Genomic DNA, 19,193 nt, shown 5'->3' with positions numbered 1-19,193 from the left:
GCTTTTATCTTTTTCTTTACGTGCAAAATTTAAACAGCCATTTAGACGTCTAGACGTTGACAATGCGTAAATGTGATATTAGTCTGCTCTTCTCTCTTATTATTAACATTGTCGTTTACATGTCCGGTTCCCAACAAACAACTAAAACAGTTGCACCTTCTGCGGTCGCACTGATCCCATTGATTGTATTCCTTGCGCTGTTTATTGGCGTAGGCACTTACTTATCTTTGCAAGGCGTTGAATTTGCCTTCTACCAGCTGCCTGCACCCATCGCGGTATTACCAGCCATCATCATTGCGTTTCTTTTAAGTAAAGAGAAACTTAACCGCTCAATCGAACACTTCATGCGTGGTGTTGGCCACCCAGACATCATCGCAATGTGTATGATCTATCTGCTTGCTGGTGCCTTTGCTGCTGTAGCAAAAGCCTCTGGCGGTGTTGATGCAACGGTGAACCTTGGTTTATCCGCAATTCCAACCAGTATGATTTTACCGGGCATTTTTCTGATTTCTGCTTTTATCGCAACAGCAATGGGCACTTCGATGGGTACCATCGCAGCCGTTGCACCCGTAGCGTTAGGCATTGCTGAATCAGCCGGGATGAGCTTACCGTTAACCGCAGGCGTTGTGCTGAGCGGCGCTATGTTTGGTGACAACCTTTCTATCATCTCTGACACCACGATCACGGCGACACGCTCTCAAGGTTGTGAGATGAAAGACAAGTTTAAAGAGAACATTCGTATTGCTTTGCCTGCGGCGTTGATCGCGATTGCAGTGTTCGCTTTCAACAGTACAGCGACTCAAGTGCCTGCAACTGGCGATATTGAGTGGCTAAAAGTCTTGCCGTACATCACTATTTTGATCCTAGCGGTATCTGGTGTGAATGTGTTTGTGGTTCTGTCGATTGGTATCCTTTTGGCTGGCGGCGTGAGCTTGGCATCGATTGACAATTACGGACTGACTAATCTAGCCCAAGACGTTTATAAAGGCTTTGGTAACATGCAAGAGATCTTCTTGTTGTCCATGCTAATTGGTGGTTTGAGTGAACTGATGCGTCGTCAAGGCGGCCTTGCTTTCCTAACCAATTTCGTTAGCAGCCTTATCCACGCGTTTGGCTCTAGCCACTCTAAGCATGCCAACAGCCGCGCGAGTGAGCTAGGTATCGCAGGCTTGGTGTCGATGGTCAATGGCTGTACGGCAAACAACACCGTAGCCATCATTGTATCGGGCAGCGTTGCTCGCCAACTGGCGGAAGAGAATAATGTCTCTCCTCGCCGCTCAGCAAGCTTGTTAGACATTTTCTCATGCGTGGTGCAAGGCGTGTTGCCTTACGGCGCTCAAGTGTTGCTGCTAGGTTCCGTATTCAACCTATCGCCAATTGAAGTGGTTGCTAATTCTTACTACTGCTTTGCATTAGCGATAGCTGCTGTTGTTGCGGTGTTTATCAAACACCCAGCACGCCAACCCGCAGTGCAAACCGAAAACTAACGACAAATACCGAAAATACCGAAAAGGCTCCGATGGAGCCTTTTTACTTTCTTCTTTATTTTCCTTACCGCGAACAAATTCACTTTAAAACTGAACGCAAACTTTGCGCACTGCGTAAAGGAATCGCGAAGCAATGCGCCACATCGCGTAGAGCTTCCACCTGAGCCGCGTTACTGATTGCAAATTCGCCTGCCACATCGAAGTGGTTATTTTCAAACCCAACTCTCACATCGAATCCAAGTAACATCGCACTCGCTAAACAATCTTGCTCTCGCGCGCCAAAAGCACAAATGGCACATCGAATTTCTTCCTCGACAAAACGCGCCAAATTCAAGCCTCGTAAATCCCATGGCGAAGACTGTTGAGCTTGGTGATAACGCCCTAACACCACTAATGCATGCTGATGCACTTTAGGTAACACACCTGCATCACGCAGTTGAAAATAACGTTCAATGTCGGTTGCATCGTAGAGAATAATTTGGCTCACGATGTTGTTTTTAGCCACCCAATGGAAAAAGGCATGCCCTTCTTTCTCACTTGCGCGATCGGGGATTAACTCCCTCAATGCGAAAGAAGCCGCTTCTGGTTTCACAGCTTTAACTAACGCCCTCTGTTGTGCCGGAGAATATAAACCCACCGCCTCTGTGGTGAGCTGAACCATCATGTTTTCTCCCACCGCTTCTTTCACGACATGGTAAATTGCCATGTTGTCGTCGATGTCTAGTGAATGACGTCCGTTAGCGTCCCTAGCATGCAAATGGATCATGGCAGCCCCTGCTGTTTGACAAGCGATAGCCTCTGCAACCAGTTCGTCTTTTGTCATGGGTAAGTTGGCGTGATCGTGTTTAGTTTTTCTAGCACCGTTTGGGGCCACGATAATGGCGATAGGTTCTCGCAAATATTGGTTTGCTACTTCCATGTCTCCGCCACCTCTTTTAACGTCAGTGAGAGTTTACCGATTAGTTCATCAATATGATGAGACTGAATAATGAATGGTGGTGCGAGCAAAATATGGTGCCCATTAACGCCATCAATCGTCCCACCCATTGGGTAGCACATTAAGCCATTTTCCATTGCTCGCTGTTTGATGCGTTTGTCTGCCAATGTGGCTTTACTCAGAGGCGACTTGCTTTCTTTATCCGCCACCAGCTCAATGCCAAAAAACAAGCCTTTACCACGAATGTCGCCAATGTACGGTAAATGGGCCAATGCAGAAGTAAGCTCATTACGCAGCAAAACACTTTGCCGATTCACCGCCGTTAATAAGTCATCTTGGAAGATGGTTTCAATGGTTGCCACGGCGGCAGCGCACGCCACAGGGTGCGCCATAAAAGTATGACCATGTTGGAAAAAACCGCTTCCATCAGCAATAGCTTGGTAGACTCGATCATTCGCCACCACCGCACCAATAGGTTGATAACCCGCACCAAGCCCTTTAGCCATACACACCAGATCGGGTTCTGCCTCTTCCTGCTCAAACGCAAAAAAACTGCCACTGCGTCCAACGCCACACATGACTTCATCCAAGATCAATAACACATCGTATTGGTCGCATATTTCGCGAATACGTTTGAAGTAACCTTGAGTCGCAGGCACAGCGCCAGCGGTGGCTCCCACAATAGGCTCGGCGACAAAAGCCATTACATTCTCAGCCCCCAGCTCAAGAATTTTTGCCTCTAGTTCATTCGCCGCTCGCAATGAGTAATCCAATTCCGACTCATGACTCTGCTGATAACGATAAGCATAGCAAGGGGCAATGTGATGACTCGGATGCAAGATGGGTTTGAACGGTTCACGTCGCCATTCATTACCACCGACCGCCAGAGCTCCCAACGTATTGCCGTGATAACTTTGCTGACGCGCGATGAATTGCTTTTTCTCTGGCTTACCTGATTCCACAAAATACTGCCGCGCCATTTTTAGTGCCGACTCCACCGCTTCTGATCCGCCACTGACTAAATACACATGGTTGAACTGCTCAGGCATTTGCTGACAAATCAATTCCGCTAGTCGCTCACTGCTGTCACTAGTAAAAAATCCAGTATGAGCAAACGGCACTCTCTCGAGCTGTTCCAACATGGCTTTTTTAACGGCTTGATGACTATGGCCAAGGTTTGATACCGCAGCGCCACCACAAGCATCGAGATACTGCTTTCCATGCTTATCGAATAGATAAACACCTTCACCTTTATCGATGATTGGCAGCGTGGCATGGCAATGACGGTAAAATACGTAAGACATTTGAGTCCCTTCCAATGTGTAAGATTTGCACACATCATCAGGAACAAACCCAAACGCGACAAGGGAATAAATTTCACCCACCATGAGCTTTTGGAATACCACAACCCAAAAACACTAAAGCCTTTGATATTTAAACAATAAAACAAAAACAGGCCAGCTTTTTTAAAGGCTGGCCTATGGGTAACCAAAAGCTAAAAACAGAATCGTTTACGCGTTTAGTGCCTGTTCTAAATCGGCTAGAATATCGTCAATATGCTCAATACCTACAGATAAACGAATCATCTCTGGTGACACACCAGCTTGTTTTTGTTCTGCTTCGCTCAACTGACGATGAGTCGTCGATGCTGGATGGCAAGCCAATGATTTTGCATCGCCAATGTTCACCAAACGCTTAAAGATTTTCAGAGCGTCATAAAAGCGCACACCTGCGTCATAGCCGTCTTTTAAACCAAACGACAAAATCGCAGAAGGCTTACCTTTCATGTATTTTTCGGCGAGATGGAAGTGATCAGAACTTGGCAATCCGGCATAACTCACCCAACTGACTTTGTCATTCTGTTCCAAGAACTCAGCCACTTTGAGAGTGTTCTCGGTATGGCGCTCCATACGCAGCGGTAACGTTTCTAGCCCTTGCATAAGCATAAATGCATTCATCGGTGATAATGCCGATCCGGTATTACGCAATGGTACGGTACGCGCACGCCCGATAAATGCCGCCTCACCAAACGCTTCGGTATACACCACGCCGTGGTAAGAAGGTTCTGGTTGGTTGAAAACGGGAAAGCGGTCTTTGTGCTGCGCCCAAGGGAATTTACCGGAATCCACAATCACGCCACCCAATGTGGTGCCATGCCCACCAACGTATTTAGTGAGAGAGTGAACGACGATATCCGCACCGAACTCGATGGGTTTGCACAGCACTGGCGTCGCGACGGTGTTATCCACAATCACAGGTACGCCTTGTGCGTGAGCAAGCTCCGCTACGCGTTCTAAATCAATGATATTACCGGCTGGGTTACCAATGCTCTCGCAGTACACCGCTTTGGTATTTTCATCAATTAACTCGGCCAAGCTTTCTGGCTTGTCATCTTTAGCAAACTTCACCTGAATACCTTGATTTGGCAGCATGTGCGCAAACAAGGTGTAAGTACCACCATAAAGTTGCGGCGTAGAAACGATGTTATCGCCCGCTTGCGCTAAGGTCAGAATCGCATAGTTAATCGCTGCACTCCCCGCACTCACGACCAACCCGGCAATGCCGCCTTCTAACGCCGCCATGCGTTTTTCCAGAACATCGTTAGTCGGATTCATGATGCGAGTGTAGATATTACCCGGCACTTCCAAGTTAAACAGATCAGCGCCGTGCTGCGCGTTATCAAACTCGTACGCGACCGTTTGATAAATCGGTGTCGCGACAGATTTAGTGGTAGGGTCAGTTTCGTAACCAAAATGGATGGATAGCGTTTCGTCTTTCATGTTCTTCCTTGAGCGTCATCGAGATAAATCGTGGACTTATCATGCCGACTTTTTAACCACAGAACCTCGTTATGGGTCACATTGCCCAAGTCCAGAAACGTTTATGAAATGGGAAAAGGTAACATTTTTGATATTCATCGATAGGTATAACTTGCGCTTGATTGAAAGTCTTTAATCTTGTTGATAATCCTCCTTCAATATGAACTAAAGTGAATTTGACCTATTGAGTTCTCAAACTCATTGAGATGGGAGCAATAGGCAAAAAACTTACTCTGTATGGAGATGACCGATGAACAAAAACTGGATCCCCATTGCCCTATCTGGGCTTGCTTTAACGGGGTGTTTTTCTGAAGAAGCGAAAGAAGTAGAAGCCGTCGCCGAGCCACTCAAAGTAACCGCCGCAGACAAAATTTATTATGGTGGCGAAATCCTAACCATGGCTAGCGATAAGCCAGAGTACGCCGAAGCCGTCGCGACATTAGGCGAGAAAATCATTTATGTCGGCAGCAAAGATGGAGCGATGGAACACAAGTTCGGTAAAACACAGTTGGTCGACTTAAAAGGCAAAACTATGTTGCCTGGCTTTGTTGATCCGCACAGTCATGTGTATGGTGTTGGTCTGCAAGCCATGGTCGCAAACGTGCTGCCATCTCCTGATGGCGAAGCCGATACCGTTGCGAAAATCATAGAAACTCTGAAAAATGCCGAGAACAATAATACGCAACGCCTATTCATTGAGAAAACCGGATGGATTTTAGGTTTTGGTTACGACGACGCCCAACTGGATTACTACCCTACCAAAGCGGATCTCGATAAAGTCAGCACAGATAAGCCTGTATTAATCATCCACACTTCGGGGCATTTGAGTGTCGCGAACAGTAAAGCGTTAAAGCTAGCAGGCATCACATCAGAATCGGAAGATCCAAAAGGTGGCATTATCCGCCGAATGGAAAATAGCCAAGAACCAAATGGTGTCCTAGAAGAAAACGCGCACTTTGCAATGCTGTTCAACCTCAATAAGTTGATTGATTCTGAACTTCAAGATCGCATGTTAGAAGCCTCGCAAGGTATGTACGCGAAATATGGCTATACCACGGCTCAAGAAGGACGAGCAACATCAGAAGGTTATGAAGCGATGAAACGCGCGTCGAAAAACGACAAGCTAATGATCGACTTGGTTGCTTACGCCGATATGGTATCGAGCAGTGATTTTATGGACTCGGAATACAACACGCCAGAGTACAAAAACCATTTCCGCATCGGTGGCGTAAAGCTGAACTTTGATGGCTCTCCACAAGGTAAAACGGCATGGCTAAGTCAGCCTTACTTCCACCCGCCACATGGACAAGATAAAGACTACGCTGGCTACCCAACCTTTGAAGATCAACAAGCTTACGATTACGTAGAAACGGCCTTTAAAAATGAATGGCAAGTGCTGACGCATGCCAATGGTGACGCTGCGATCGAGCAATTTATCAATGCGGTAACCAAAGCAAATGAAAAGCTAGGAAAGCAAGACCGCCGACCTGTACTCATTCACGGCCAAACCATGCGCCAAGACCAAGTAGATCGCTTAGCTGCGCAAGGCATCTTCCCTTCTCTATTCCCAATGCATACTTTCTATTGGGGTGACTGGCATGTGGACTCGGTACTCGGCCATCCTCGTGCCGATTTCATTTCACCAACTCAAGCGGTGAGAAAGGCGGGGTTAAAATTCAGTACACACCATGACGCACCTGTGGCGCTGCCAAGTTCATTCCGAGTATTGGATGCGACCGTCAATCGCACCACCAGAACCGATAAAGTACTGGGGCCAGATCAGCGCGTTGACACGTACACCGCGCTGCAAGCCATGACCATTTGGCCTGCTTACCAACACTTTGAGGAGTCGTATAAAGGTTCTATCGAGGTGGGTAAGAATGCGGATTTAATCATCCTCGATAACAACCCGATGAAGATTGAACCTAAGGCGCTAAAAGATCTCAACGTGGAAGAAACTATCAGCCGAGGCGAATCGGTTTATCAACGACAGTAATCCAAAATAAAACACCGCCGTTATCGAGGCGGTGTTTTCTATCTGACTCACCAAGCACTTTATCTATTTGCTCGCCACTTGCTGTAATAACCAAGTACGAAACTTGTTTGTGGACTGGCTTCGTGTGTTCATGATCAAGTAGTATCCTGCATTGGCAGGAACCGGCGGAAAGGGAGAAACTAAACGCTCTGTCGTCAATTCATCCTCAATCAGTGCCATTCGTGCCATCGCAATCCCAACTCCTGCTTCCGCCGCAGACATCGCCATATCCGTTCGATTAAAAAAGTGTCCAACATCGGTTTTAAAGTCTAATCCCATTGCTGACGCCCAATATAGCCACTCATAGTCACGCGTCGCTTTTTCCCATGGCATCGCATCGTGTAGTAGCGTCGCCTCCTGCCATTTCTTCACTGACATTAAGGATTCTTGTTCATCAAAAGGCACTTTTAGCCAACCATGATCCTCAAGGTACTTCGGACTCATTACGGGCAGCAGTTGCTCATCCAAAATCAACTCCGCGTTAGCATTTCGGTAAGGGTGAAGACCATAGTCTATCGCGACGTCATAGTCTTTTATCTCACTATTCACTAACGCCCCTTCCGCGAAGATTTGCACTTGGATATCCGGGTTCTCGTGATGAAAACTTTCCAGCTTTGGGACTAACCATTTAAAAGCAAAAGAAGGCGTTAATTTTAAGCGAATCTCATTGGTGTGCTTTTCTACTTTGAGCTCATCAAGCAGTTTGCTCAGCTCGGAAAAGTGAAACTGCGTCGCTTGGTGTAACTGAGTGCCTTTAGCGGTTAAACGAATACCGCGGGAATGGCGTTCAAATAAAGTAAAACCTAATAACGCTTCCAAATGAATAATTTGTTGGCTCACGGCTCCCGTAGTGAGGTGCAAAAACTTAGCCGCGCCAGTAAAGCTGCTGTGTTCCGCGACTTGGCTAAACAGACACAAGCCACTTATTAAATTACTTCTCATCCTTGAGCCTATAGTTTTTCTAAACGCTGTATGTAATTTATATCGATTGTTAACAAAAGGTAAAGAAAAGAAACTAACCACTCAGATAAATGTGTGGAGTACATCAATGGAAGTCATCGTATTAGGCAGCGGCGTCATCGGCTTAACCTCTGCTTGGTATTTATCTCAAGCAGGCTATCAAGTTACGGTTATTGACCGTCAACCAAGCAGTGCAATGGAAACAAGTTTCGCCAATGCTGGGCAGATCTCGTACGGCTATTCTTCGCCTTGGGCTGCGCCTGGTGTTCCTGTTAAAGCCATAAAGTGGTTAATGGAAGAGCATGCTCCACTCAAAATCAAACCAACCCTCAATGCCGATATGATCAGTTGGGCAAGTAAGATGGTGGCCAACTGCACCCTGTCTCGCTACCAAGTCAACAAAGCTCGCATGCTTTCGATAGCTAACCACAGTCGTATGTGTCTGGAACAATTACGTCAAGAACATGCCATTGAATATCAAGGTCGCCAGTTCGGCACCTTGCAAGTATTTCGAACGCCTCAACAGCTGCAAGCCATTGAAAAGGATATGCAGCTTCTAGAGCAAAGCGGGACTCGGTTTGAGTTGATGGACGTAGAACGCTGCATTGAACAAGAACCTGGACTGGATCTTGTGAAAGATAAACTGGTTGGTGGCTTGCATCTGCCAGATGACGAAACAGGCGATTGCTATCAGTTTTGCCAACAACTAACAGAGCTCGCTAAGGCCCATGGCGTGAGGTTCGAGTTCGACACCGAAGTAAGCAATTGGGTTACAGTAGGCAAAAAGATCATAGGTGTCCAAACGAATCGAGGACAGTTTAAAGCGGACCAATATGTGGTTGCCTCTGGCAGCTATTCTACAGCGCTACTCAAGCAACTCGACATTGAGATTCCTGTCTATCCAGTAAAAGGCTATTCGCTCACCATCCCAATGGAAGATGAGCACTTCTCTCCTCGCTCTACTGTGATGGATGAAACCTATAAAGTCGCCATGACTCGGTTTGATGACAGAATTCGCGTAGCGGGCACCGCAGAATTAGCAGGGTTTGATGCCTCCCTTCCGCAAAAACGAAAAAATACCATCGAAATGGTCATCCGTGATCTTTTCCCTCGCTGCGGCGACTTTAGCCAAGCCGAGTTTTGGAGTGGCTTTAGACCAATGACGCCTGATGGCACACCGATTATCGGCGCGACCAAATACGATAACCTTTTTACTAACACCGGACACGGCACTCTGGGTTGGACTATGGCTTGTGGTTCTGGCCACTTGCTAGCGAGCATTATGGTTGGTGAAAAAGCGAAAGTGATGGATGACACAGAGCTTAACCTTTGCCGTTATGCATAAGGGCATATCTGCATAAAAAACAAACAGGCCTTTACTCCACAAAATGCATAATATTTGGCATTTTCAACTCATCAAATATGCAGCACATTTTAATGACAATGTGCTGCATATTTAATCACCAGACAAATCTTCTACCCCAAAGGAGCAAATAAGCAACAAGAACTAAATTTTAACAATCACTCTCTATTCTGTGTTCACCATCACGCTACAAAGGATTTATAGCCAAAAAAGTTAACAATTGCATTACATAAAGGGTAATGTATTGTGTGAAAAACAACCACAAACACAACTAACAGGGAAAATACTCATGCAGTCATTAGTTGATTTTCTGAATGGAATTATTTGGAGCCCGGTACTGATCTATCTGTGCCTTGGCGCAGGTTTGTTCTATTCAATCATGACGCGTTTTGTACAAATTCGTCACTTCTTTGAGATGTGGCGCTTATTACTTTCAGGGAAGAGTTCAACAAAAGGGATATCGTCATTTCAGGCACTTGCCGTTTCACTATCTGGCCGTGTAGGTACAGGTAACATTGCTGGTGTTGCTGCCGCTATCGGTTTCGGTGGCCCAGGCGCCGTATTCTGGATGTGGGTCGTTGCCTTTTTTGGCGCGGCAACCGCATACGCAGAGTCGACACTTGCGCAAATCTATAAAGAAGAAGACGAAGGTGAATTCCGTGGTGGTCCTGCTTACTACATTGAAAAAGCAATGGGACAAAAGTGGTACGCTTGGATCTTCGCTATCGCGACCATCTTTGCATGTGGTGTTCTACTTCCTGGCGTTCAATCGAACAGCATCGGTAACGCAGTAGAAGCAGCATTTGGCTCAGGTGACATGATTGAAACCGCTATTGGTACCTTCAGTTTTGCTAAAATTTTCACTGGTACGGTTGTCTGTGTCATTCTGGCCTTCATCATCTTCGGTGGCGTAAAACGTATTGCGAACTTTACTCAAATCGTTGTGCCATTTATGGCGCTGGCTTACATCATCACTGCATTTGTCATCATCCTTCTAAACATTGGTGAGGTTCCACGTATTTTCGGCATGATCATTGGTGACGCGTTCACACCAATGGCAGGTGTTGGTGCGGCAATCGGTTGGGGTGTAAAACGTGGCGTTTACTCCAACGAAGCAGGTCAAGGTACAGGTCCTCACGCTGCAGCTGCAGCGAGTGTTGATCACCCAGCTCAGCAAGGTCTTGTTCAATCTTTCTCTATTTACATCGATACACTACTTGTGTGTTCAGCAACCGCGTTTATGATTCTTATCACTGGCGCGTACAACGTAAATGGTGCAGTTGAAGGTACGTTCCTAATTCAAAACCTACCAGCTGATATTGGTGCGAATGGTCCTGTATTTACGCAAATGGCGATCGAAAGTGCACTACCTGGCGTGGGTAAGCCATTCATCGCAATCGCACTCTTCTTCTTTGCGTTTACGACCATTCTGGCTTACTACTACATTGCAGAAACGAACATTGCTTACATTCGTCGTACATTCAAAGTAAATGGGCTGATGTTTATTCTGAAAGTCATCATTATTTCATCCGTGTTCTACGGAACCGTGAAAACCGCCAACTTAGCCTGGGCGATGGGTGATGTAGGTGTAGGTCTAATGGCATGGCTTAACATCGTCGGTATTTTGATCATCTTCTTTATGTCGAAACCAGCTCTCAAAGCATTGAACGATTACGAAGAACAACAAAAACGTGGTGTGACCGACTTTACATTCAACCCTGTAGCGCTAGGCATTAAAGGCGCAGATTACTGGGAAGATAAGTACAAGCGTAAAACGGGTAAGGCACCAACGGCAGACAACAGTACTACAGAAACTGTTGAACAACCATCAACATAGCCTTAACGCATAAACAAGAAAAAGCAGTGGTCCGTTTAAGGGCATAAAAAAGGGGATTAACCATTGGTTAATCCCCTTTTCTGCATTATGTGTAAAAGATTAAGCAGCGACAGCTTCAACTTTACGAGCGATTTTTGCTTTACCTACAGGTAGAACTTCACGACCAAATTCGTTGTTTAGTACTTGCGCCATTGCGAAGTAAATTGCACTTGCGCCACAGAAGATACCTTCGAAGCCAGCGATAGCACCGATCACTTCGCTACCAGTAAAGTCACGAGCAGCAAGCAAGAAGAACAGGATAGTTAGAGAACCAAATACCACTTGCTTCGCTGTTGGGTAGCATAGAGAACCAATGAACATGAAACCAGTGAAGATGCCCCAAAGCGCTAGGTACCAACCCATAAAGCTTGCTGGGCTTGCAGGAAGACCCATGTGAGGCATTACGATCAAGCCTACTAGTGTTAGCCAAAATAGACCGTAAGAAGTAAACGCAGTTGTGCCGAACGCGTCGCCGCGTTTAAAGCACATGATGCCAACGATTACTTGGCTAAGGCCACCGTAAAAGATGCCCATCGCTAGAATCATAGAGTCAATTGGGAAAAATCCTGCGTTATGAATATTGAGCAGAATAGTGGTCATACCGAAACCCATTAGACCTAGCGGTGCTGGGTTAGCCAGTTTTGTCGACATGTACAAATACCTTTTTTCAAAAATGTTGATAAAAAATGCGCGCGAATTTTAATGGGCCCCAGAACAAAAGAGAAAAACTGTTATTGAAAACTTAGATTCCATAAATAAGCAACCGCTCAAATAAAAAAAGACCCCGCTAAAAAGCAGAGTCTTTATAGATGGTTAGACTACTTTTCAATCAACTACAGGCAAGAGATCTCGTCCCAGAACCAGTTACTTTGCGTTGGGCTTTCCCACACTCCAGGGCCGTTTTTTGCGACAAAGCATTTGTTTTGGTACGTCACTTTATCGCCGTTAGCGACTTGCGTTACGCCCGGCTCCCACTGAATAAAATTACCTGTCACTGGTGGTTCTGGCTCGGTTACTGGTGGCTCCGGTTCTGTGACGGGCGGCTCTGGCTCAGTCACTGGTGGTTCAGGTTCCGTTGTAGGCGGCTCTGTCGGAGTGCCTGAGACCAGCTTCCACGGGTCGCCTTTCGTTGGCTCATTACCTTGTGACCACCATTTCGCTTCGTAAACAGCACCTTGGTAAGAGACTTGATCACCAGTGTTGTACACTTTGCTTGCATCCCAAGCTGCCACGCCACCTACAGGCGGATCGACCGGATCTACAGGATCTAACTTGTCAACCACACGAACTTCAGGCCAACCCGCATGAGATTGGTAGAAGTTAGTTACGCACTTCTCGTAATCACCCGCAACTAGCGCAGAGTAAGCCGTTTGGAAACCAACCAACTCACATTCAAACGAATGGCCTCCAGGGCGATCTGAGTAGTATTTCCAGTTACCATCCCAGTTGGTGTAAAGCACGTCTGTCGCACCATTTAGGTTCAGACTGCCGTAAGGCGTCTGCTGCCAACAAGTGTTTGTTTCATCAGCTTCAATTGGAATTTGATAATGGGCGGCAAGACCTTCCCAATAACGAATACGGTTAACAGGTTGACCTTTATCCTTGTTTTGCTCACCACACTCAATACCACCATTGATAACGTTGATGGTGGTACCAAAGCCGTAACCAATGCCAGCATCAAGCTCACGCTGTGAAGGCACCCAAGTACGGTCAATCACATGCAGCATTGCAGGTTTCGGTGCTTGTGGCGTTAGGAAGAACCAGATAGCCGATGCCAAGTTCAGCCATGAATCCGCAACCAAGCCTGGATTTTTTAGCAATACAGATGCATCACCATCAAACATCACTTCAGAGAACGCGCCATAGTTAAAATGGTAAGAAAGCTGTTTAGCACCACGTCCAAAGTAACCTTGTCCTGGTTCACATGGCCAACGCTTGTTTTGCCAGTCATTCTGACCACAACCTGTCGTGTAACCTTCTTGACCTTCTGACCAGCCCATTTCACGCACATGAACCAAAGCTTGCTGCCACTCTTCCAATCCAAGAGGGTTATCCGATACGTTATCAATCGAAATATGACCACCAGTTTCCTGCGCAAAGTGAGCAAAGGCTGTCACGATCGATTTTTTACAAATCGCATCCGAATCTCGACCATCCGTGTACTCACCACAGAATGCAGGGAACTTACCAATTGCACGTAGGAAACGCGTGTAAGTGTATTCAGGTGCCGCCATTTGAGTCAGGAAGTCCCACTCACTTTCAGGGAACACACGCTCTACACGCTTCACGTTTTCTGGATTGGTTGCCGCTCTTGGAACAATCGCCTCCACCACTGAGTTCGGGCGCGTCTCTAATGCTTGTGACCAAATGGCATACATAGGGTCAGAGGTTTTGCTTTGCTCTACGGCTTGAACGTCACCACGAGCAATGACATAACCGTTTGGATTCTGCGGATCGGGCTGGATATTCATACTCGCATTCGCTTGTGCAGCTAGGACACAACTCAATGCAAGAGGAAGATGTTTGAGTGCAAACATGTCTAGTCTCCGGATTTTAACAATACAATATACAAGGAATAACTAGACATATAGTGGATCATATATACAAAACGCCGAGCTAAGTGCGTTGATTCTGCGAGACAAAATGAATAAATAAGTCCTCGCACACATTTTGTCACAAGAAAAATGTTACCTTGACTCAAAAGAAAAGCGGAGACCCAATGAGCCTCCGCTTTATGATATTTCTATCTTTATTGTTCTGCCGAAACCACGTCTAGCTGCGCGGTTGATTTTTGTTTAGACAACACAAAATAAACCACACACTGGGCAACAATGGCGGCAAGCACAATCACTGGCGAGGCGTTGATTCCAGCTAAAAGGAAACATCCTAATGCAATCATTCCATTGAGTAATGCGTAAGGTAACTGAGTTCGGAAGTGCTCATACTGCTCACACCCAGCTCCTGTTGACGACAAAATCGTAGTTTCAGAGATTGGCGAGCAGTGATCGCCAAACAGGCCACCAGATAACACTGCACCAATACAAACTAACAAAGGGGCATCAATCGCGACGGCCGTTGGGATCACCAATGGCATCATGATGGCAAATGTCCCCCAAGATGATCCCGTAGCGAACGAAATAATACCAGCAAGCAAAAAGGCGACTGCTGGCAATAGCCAATACGGGAAACCGGCTTGAGCTTGTTCAGCAATGTATGCAGCTGCACCTAATTCTTTTCCAACCGAGCTAAGCGCCCAAGCCAATACCAAAATCACCGCCACTGACATCATGTTCGACATCCCTTTTAGGTAAACCTGAATGCCATCAGAGAGTTTTCTTACGCCATAAAACGCCATCAGCGCAATCAAAGTAAAGGCTGCGAAGAAATATGCCGAAGAAAGTGCAGCCCTGAACGTTGAGCCTGCTACTTTTTGAAATGGAAAACCGTGTGGTACGAGGATCGTACATAAAACCACCAGCATAACGAGCAAAGGTGCCCATACAAAACTAGATTTTGCATTTTTATGCGTAAACACATTCATGGACTCCTGCACTTTCCCAAAGTCGGAACCCTGCTCTGCTAGTTGTTCAGCCTTCGCCATCGGTCCGAAATCTAATTTGAAGAAAGAGACAATCGGCACAATCGCGATCGCAAGAATGGCGTAAAACTGATACGGGATCGCACCAATGAAAGCATCCCAATCACTCATAGTGACATTCAGGGCAGTAAACTCTTTTTGAATCAACCCCATGATGTAAACACCCCATCCGATAAAAGGAATCAAGATTGCGACCGGAGAGGAAGTCGAATCGATAATAAAAGCTAATTTTTGGCGTGATACTTTTAACTTATCAAATAAAGGGCGAAAAACAGGACCAACAATCAACGGTGTACCAAGGTCTGAGAAGAAAATAACAACGCCACCGAACCATGCGGACAGTTGAGCTTGGCACTTACTCGCCACCCATTGAGTGACCTTTTTAGCAAACGCTACACCACCGCCAGATTTCTCCATCAAGGCAACAAAGCCACCAATAAAGACCAAGAGCAAAATGACGCCCGCATTGTAGCTGTCAGTTAATTGCGGCAGTAGATAGCTTTTCATCAACGCACTAAACGAGTCTAGTGGCCCTTGTTCGACAAATGTCCCTTCAAGCATAGCGACGCCACTGACCACACCTGCGAATAAACCAACGACGACATTTCTCGTCGTCAGAGCGAGGAAAAGAGTAATAAGGATGGGAATGAGAGAGGTAACGTCAGCCTGTTCCATAGCAATACCATTTATAATATTCAAACAATTAAAATGAATATATATTTAATTTTACCGCATGTATATATCTCCTGTAAAAAAGTTGAGTCCCCTATTCACAAATTTGAAGCACAAAAAAACCAGCCCGGAGGCTGGTTCTTATAAACTCAACAGTCTAGAGGAAAATTATTCCCACTCGATTGTCGCTGGTGGCTTACCTGAAATATCGTAAACAACACGTGAGATGCCATCAACCTCGTTGATAATACGGTTAGATACCTTACCTAGGAAGTCGTATGGTAGATGCGCCCAGTGTGCCGTCATAAAGTCGATGGTTTCTACTGCACGCAGTGATACAACCCAGTCGTATTTACGGCCATCGCCCATTACACCTACAGAGCGAACTGGTAGGAATACCGTGAACGCTTGAGATACTTTGTCATATAGGTCTGCAGCGTGAAGCTCTTCAATGAAGATAGCATCAGCACGACGTAGCAAGTCACAGTATTCTTTCTTGATTTCACCAAGAACACGAACACCTAGACCTGGACCTGGGAATGGGTGGCGGTAAAGCATGTTATAAGGCAGGCCTAGCTCTAGACCAATCTTACGTACTTCATCTTTGAACAGCTCACGTAGTGGCTCAACAAGACCCATTTCCATTTCATCTGGTAGACCGCCCACATTGTGGTGTGATTTGATCACGTGCGCTTTACCAGTCTTAGATGCCGCAGACTCGATTACGTCTGGGTAGATGGTACCTTGCGCTAGCCATTTTGCATTTTTTAGCTTTTTCGACTCTTCATCGAATACATCTACGAATACGTGGCCGATTGTCTTACGCTTCTCTTCTGGGTCAGACTTGCCTTTCAGTGCTTCAAGGAAACGATCTTCTGCATCAACTTTAATAATGTTTAGGCCGAACTTATCGCCAAACATATCCATCACTTGTTGGCCTTCGTTTAAACGAAGTAGACCGTTATCGACAAATACACACGTTAGCTTGTCGCCAATTGCGCGGTGCACCAGCATCGCAACAACAGATGAATCCACACCACCAGATAAGCCTAGGATAACTTCGTCGTCACCCACTTGCTCTTTAATGCGAGCAACCGCGTCTTCGATGATAGATTCCGATGTCCATAGACGCTCACAGCCACATACGCCAAGAACAAAGTTCTCAAGCATTTGTAGGCCACCTTTTGTGTGTGTCACTTCTGGGTGGAACTGAACGCCGTAGTATTTCTTCTCTTCGTTCGCCATCGCAGCGTAAGGACAAGTGTCTGTCTCACCAACTTTTACGAAATCGGCTGGGATCTCTACTACTTTGTCGCCGTGGCTCATCCAAACGTCTTGAGTTGCTTCAAGATCTTTAAATAAGGCACATTCACCAGAAACTTTAACCTGAGCGTAGCCAAACTCACGTTCGTTAGAGCCTGCTACTTTGCCACCTAGTTGTTCCGCCATAGTTTGCATGCCGTAACATACGCCAAGTAAAGGAACACCAGAATCAAACACATATTGAGGCGCGCGTGGAGAGTTCTCTTCCGTTACGCTTTCTGGACCGCCAGATAGGATAATGCCATCTGGGTTGAATTCGCGAATATCCGCTTCTTCTACATCCCAGCTCCATAGTTCACAGTAAACGCCGATTTCACGTACGCGGCGTGCTACTAATTGAGTGTACTGAGAACCGAAGTCCAAGATCAGAATACGTTGGTCATGGATATTTTTAGTCATTTTGAGCAGTCTTTTTAAGGCTAAGTGATTAAAACCGAGGCGAGTGTACTCGCCTCTTCTTAATGCTTCAAGGAAAAAGCAAACGTTTCCGTTAGGTAATTAGTTCCCTAGACGGTAGTTCGGTGCTTCCTTAGTAATTTGAACATCGTGTACATGAGACTCTTGCATACCAGCACCAGAGATACGTACAAATTCAGCTTTCGTACGCATATCTTCGATAGTTGCAGAACCAGTTAGACCCATGCTTGAACGTAGACCACCCATTTGTTGGTGTACGATCTCTTTTAGACGGCCTTTGTATGCGATACGACCTTCGATACCTTCTGGTACTAGCTTGTCCGCTGCGTTGTCAGACTGGAAGTAACGGTCAGAAGAACCTTGAGACATTGCACCAAGAGAGCCCATGCCACGGTAAGACTTGTAAGAACGGCCGTTGTATAGAATCACTTCACCCGGCGCTTCTTCAGTACCTGCAAACATAGAACCAACCATCACACATGATGCGCCCGCTACGATTGCTTTACAGATATCACCTGAGAAACGGATACCACCGTCAGCGATAACTGGAATACCATAATCATTAGCCACTTCTGCCGCATCTGCGATTGCAGTGATTTGTGGAACCCCCACACCCGTTACAATACGAGTTGTACAGATAGAACCAGGGCCGATACCAACTTTCACTGCGCTTACGCCAGCTTCGATTAGTGCTTTAGCACCAGCACCTGTTGCTACGTTACCACCGATGATGTCTAGATCTGGGTAAGCTGCACGTGTTTCACGAATGCGGCTTAGAACACCTTCAGAATGACCGTGTGAAGAGTCGATAAGTAGAACGTCAACGCCAGCTTCAACTAGTGCAGCAACTCGCTCTTCGTTACCAGCACCAGCACCAACTGCTGCGCCAACACGTAGGCGACCACGCTCATCTTTACATGCGTTTGGTTTACGTTCTGCTTTGTGGAAGTCTTTCGCAGTAATCATACCGGTTAGTTGGAACTCATCATTCACAACCAATACTTTCTCTACGCGAGCTTCGTGCATTTTCTCTTGCACTTCTTCTCGTGTTGCACCTTCTTTAACTGCTGCCAACTTCTCTTTTGGCGTCATTACTGAAGATACTTTCTTAGAAAGGTCCGTCACAAAACGAACGTCACGACCAGTGATAATACCAACAAGCTCATTGCTCTCAGTGACAACAGGGAAACCTGCAAAACCATGCTTTTCAGTGAGTGCAACAACATCAGCGATGGTCGCGTCAGGGTTTACAGTAACCGCGTCAGTTACCATACCAGCTTCGAACTTCTTAACTTTACGAACTTCGGCTGCCTGCTGCTCAATAGACATGTTCTTGTGGATAAAGCCAATGCCACCCTCTTGCGCTAGCGCAATCGCTAGACGAGCTTCAGTAACAGTGTCCATAGACGCTGAAATCATTGGGATGTTTAGGGTGATGTTCTTAGTTAGCTGAGTGCGAAGATCAGCTGTGTTTGGGAGAACGGTGGAGTGTGCTGGCACAAGTAGTACGTCATCGAATGTCAGCGCTTCTTTGGCAATTCTTAGCATTTGCAATATCTCACAATTAGAGGAGTAAAAAGAACAATCCAATCTCATCGTTTCGCATAATGAGGGTAACCTGTGTTAGCAACAAGCTACATTTGGATTAGATATTGCGGAGGGATTATACGGTTAACGCAGTCGCTTGACCACAAATTTTTTAATTT

At 46.2% G+C, this 19,193-nt stretch carries 13 protein-coding genes; 4 read left to right on the top strand and 9 right to left on the bottom strand.

Annotated elements, in window-relative coordinates; translation table 11 throughout:
• Positions 1–119 precede the first annotated feature (119 nt).
• Positions 120–1,487, top strand: coding sequence for a Na+/H+ antiporter NhaC family protein (locus MTR11_RS03770; RefSeq protein ID WP_243327354.1), 1,368 nt, complete (start codon positions 120–122; stop codon positions 1,485–1,487).
• Positions 1,488–1,566: 79 nt separating this feature from the next.
• On the opposite strand, the gene MTR11_RS03765 is transcribed toward MTR11_RS03770, so the two are convergent.
• The 3 genes from MTR11_RS03765 to MTR11_RS03755 form a co-directional block, all read right to left on the bottom strand.
• Positions 1,567–2,406: a 3-keto-5-aminohexanoate cleavage protein gene (locus MTR11_RS03765; protein ID WP_243327035.1), complete on the bottom strand. Its 840-nt coding sequence runs from the start codon at positions 2,404–2,406 to the stop codon at positions 1,567–1,569.
• Positions 2,397–3,728 carry an aspartate aminotransferase family protein gene (locus MTR11_RS03760; protein ID WP_243327034.1) on the bottom strand — a complete coding sequence of 444 codons (1,332 nt, stop codon included), beginning with the start codon at positions 3,726–3,728 and terminating at the stop codon, positions 2,397–2,399. The genes MTR11_RS03765 and MTR11_RS03760 overlap by 10 nt, the downstream gene beginning before the upstream one ends.
• 207 nt (positions 3,729–3,935) lie before the next feature.
• Positions 3,936–5,204, bottom strand: coding sequence for an O-acetylhomoserine aminocarboxypropyltransferase/cysteine synthase family protein (locus tag MTR11_RS03755; protein WP_047010179.1), 1,269 nt, complete (start codon positions 5,202–5,204; stop codon positions 3,936–3,938).
• A gap of 289 nt (positions 5,205–5,493) precedes the next feature.
• Here MTR11_RS03755 and MTR11_RS03750 point away from each other — a divergent pair, with 289 nt between their 5' ends.
• On the top strand, positions 5,494–7,239 hold the full coding sequence (locus MTR11_RS03750; RefSeq protein ID WP_243327033.1) for an amidohydrolase: 1,746 nt from the start codon (positions 5,494–5,496) through the stop codon (positions 7,237–7,239).
• A gap of 63 nt (positions 7,240–7,302) precedes the next feature.
• Here MTR11_RS03750 and MTR11_RS03745 read toward each other — a convergent pair whose 3' ends face one another.
• Complete coding sequence (locus MTR11_RS03745) at positions 7,303–8,220, bottom strand: LysR substrate-binding domain-containing protein (protein ID WP_243327032.1); 918 nt, start codon at positions 8,218–8,220, stop codon at positions 7,303–7,305.
• 106 nt (positions 8,221–8,326) lie between these two features.
• Here MTR11_RS03745 and MTR11_RS03740 point away from each other — a divergent pair, with 106 nt between their 5' ends.
• Positions 8,327–9,583 (top strand): D-amino acid dehydrogenase, encoded by a 1,257-nt coding sequence (locus tag MTR11_RS03740; RefSeq protein WP_170892538.1) that lies wholly within the window; start codon positions 8,327–8,329, stop codon positions 9,581–9,583.
• 307 nt (positions 9,584–9,890) lie between these two features.
• Entirely contained in the window at positions 9,891–11,438 is a 1,548-nt protein-coding gene (locus tag MTR11_RS03735; protein WP_012842106.1) for an alanine/glycine:cation symporter family protein, read from the top strand.
• A gap of 99 nt (positions 11,439–11,537) precedes the next feature.
• On the opposite strand, the gene MTR11_RS03730 is transcribed toward MTR11_RS03735, so the two are convergent.
• From MTR11_RS03730 to guaB, 5 genes are all read right to left on the bottom strand, one after another.
• Positions 11,538–12,128: an acetate uptake transporter gene (locus MTR11_RS03730; RefSeq protein WP_243327031.1), complete on the bottom strand. Its 591-nt coding sequence runs from the start codon at positions 12,126–12,128 to the stop codon at positions 11,538–11,540.
• Between the two features lie 182 nt (positions 12,129–12,310).
• Positions 12,311–14,014: a chitinase gene (locus MTR11_RS03725; RefSeq protein ID WP_243327030.1), complete on the bottom strand. Its 1,704-nt coding sequence runs from the start codon at positions 14,012–14,014 to the stop codon at positions 12,311–12,313.
• 212 nt (positions 14,015–14,226) lie between these two features.
• Complete coding sequence (locus tag MTR11_RS03720; RefSeq protein ID WP_243327029.1) at positions 14,227–15,750, bottom strand: Na+/H+ antiporter NhaC family protein; 1,524 nt, start codon at positions 15,748–15,750, stop codon at positions 14,227–14,229.
• A 165-nt stretch (positions 15,751–15,915) separates the two neighbouring features.
• Positions 15,916–17,469 (bottom strand): glutamine-hydrolyzing GMP synthase, encoded by a 1,554-nt coding sequence (gene guaA, locus MTR11_RS03715; protein ID WP_005391523.1) that lies wholly within the window; start codon positions 17,467–17,469, stop codon positions 15,916–15,918.
• Positions 17,470–17,568: 99 nt separating this feature from the next.
• Positions 17,569–19,035 (bottom strand): IMP dehydrogenase, encoded by a 1,467-nt coding sequence (gene guaB / locus MTR11_RS03710; protein ID WP_005391524.1) that lies wholly within the window; start codon positions 19,033–19,035, stop codon positions 17,569–17,571.
• Positions 19,036–19,193: the final 158 nt, after the last annotated feature.

Source organism: Vibrio sp. CCB-PB317, from assembly GCF_022808245.1.
Lineage (GTDB): Bacteria > Pseudomonadota > Gammaproteobacteria > Enterobacterales > Vibrionaceae > Vibrio > Vibrio diabolicus.
Note: the sequence above shows the minus strand (reverse complement) of the source record. Positions and strands in the feature narration are given on the sequence as shown.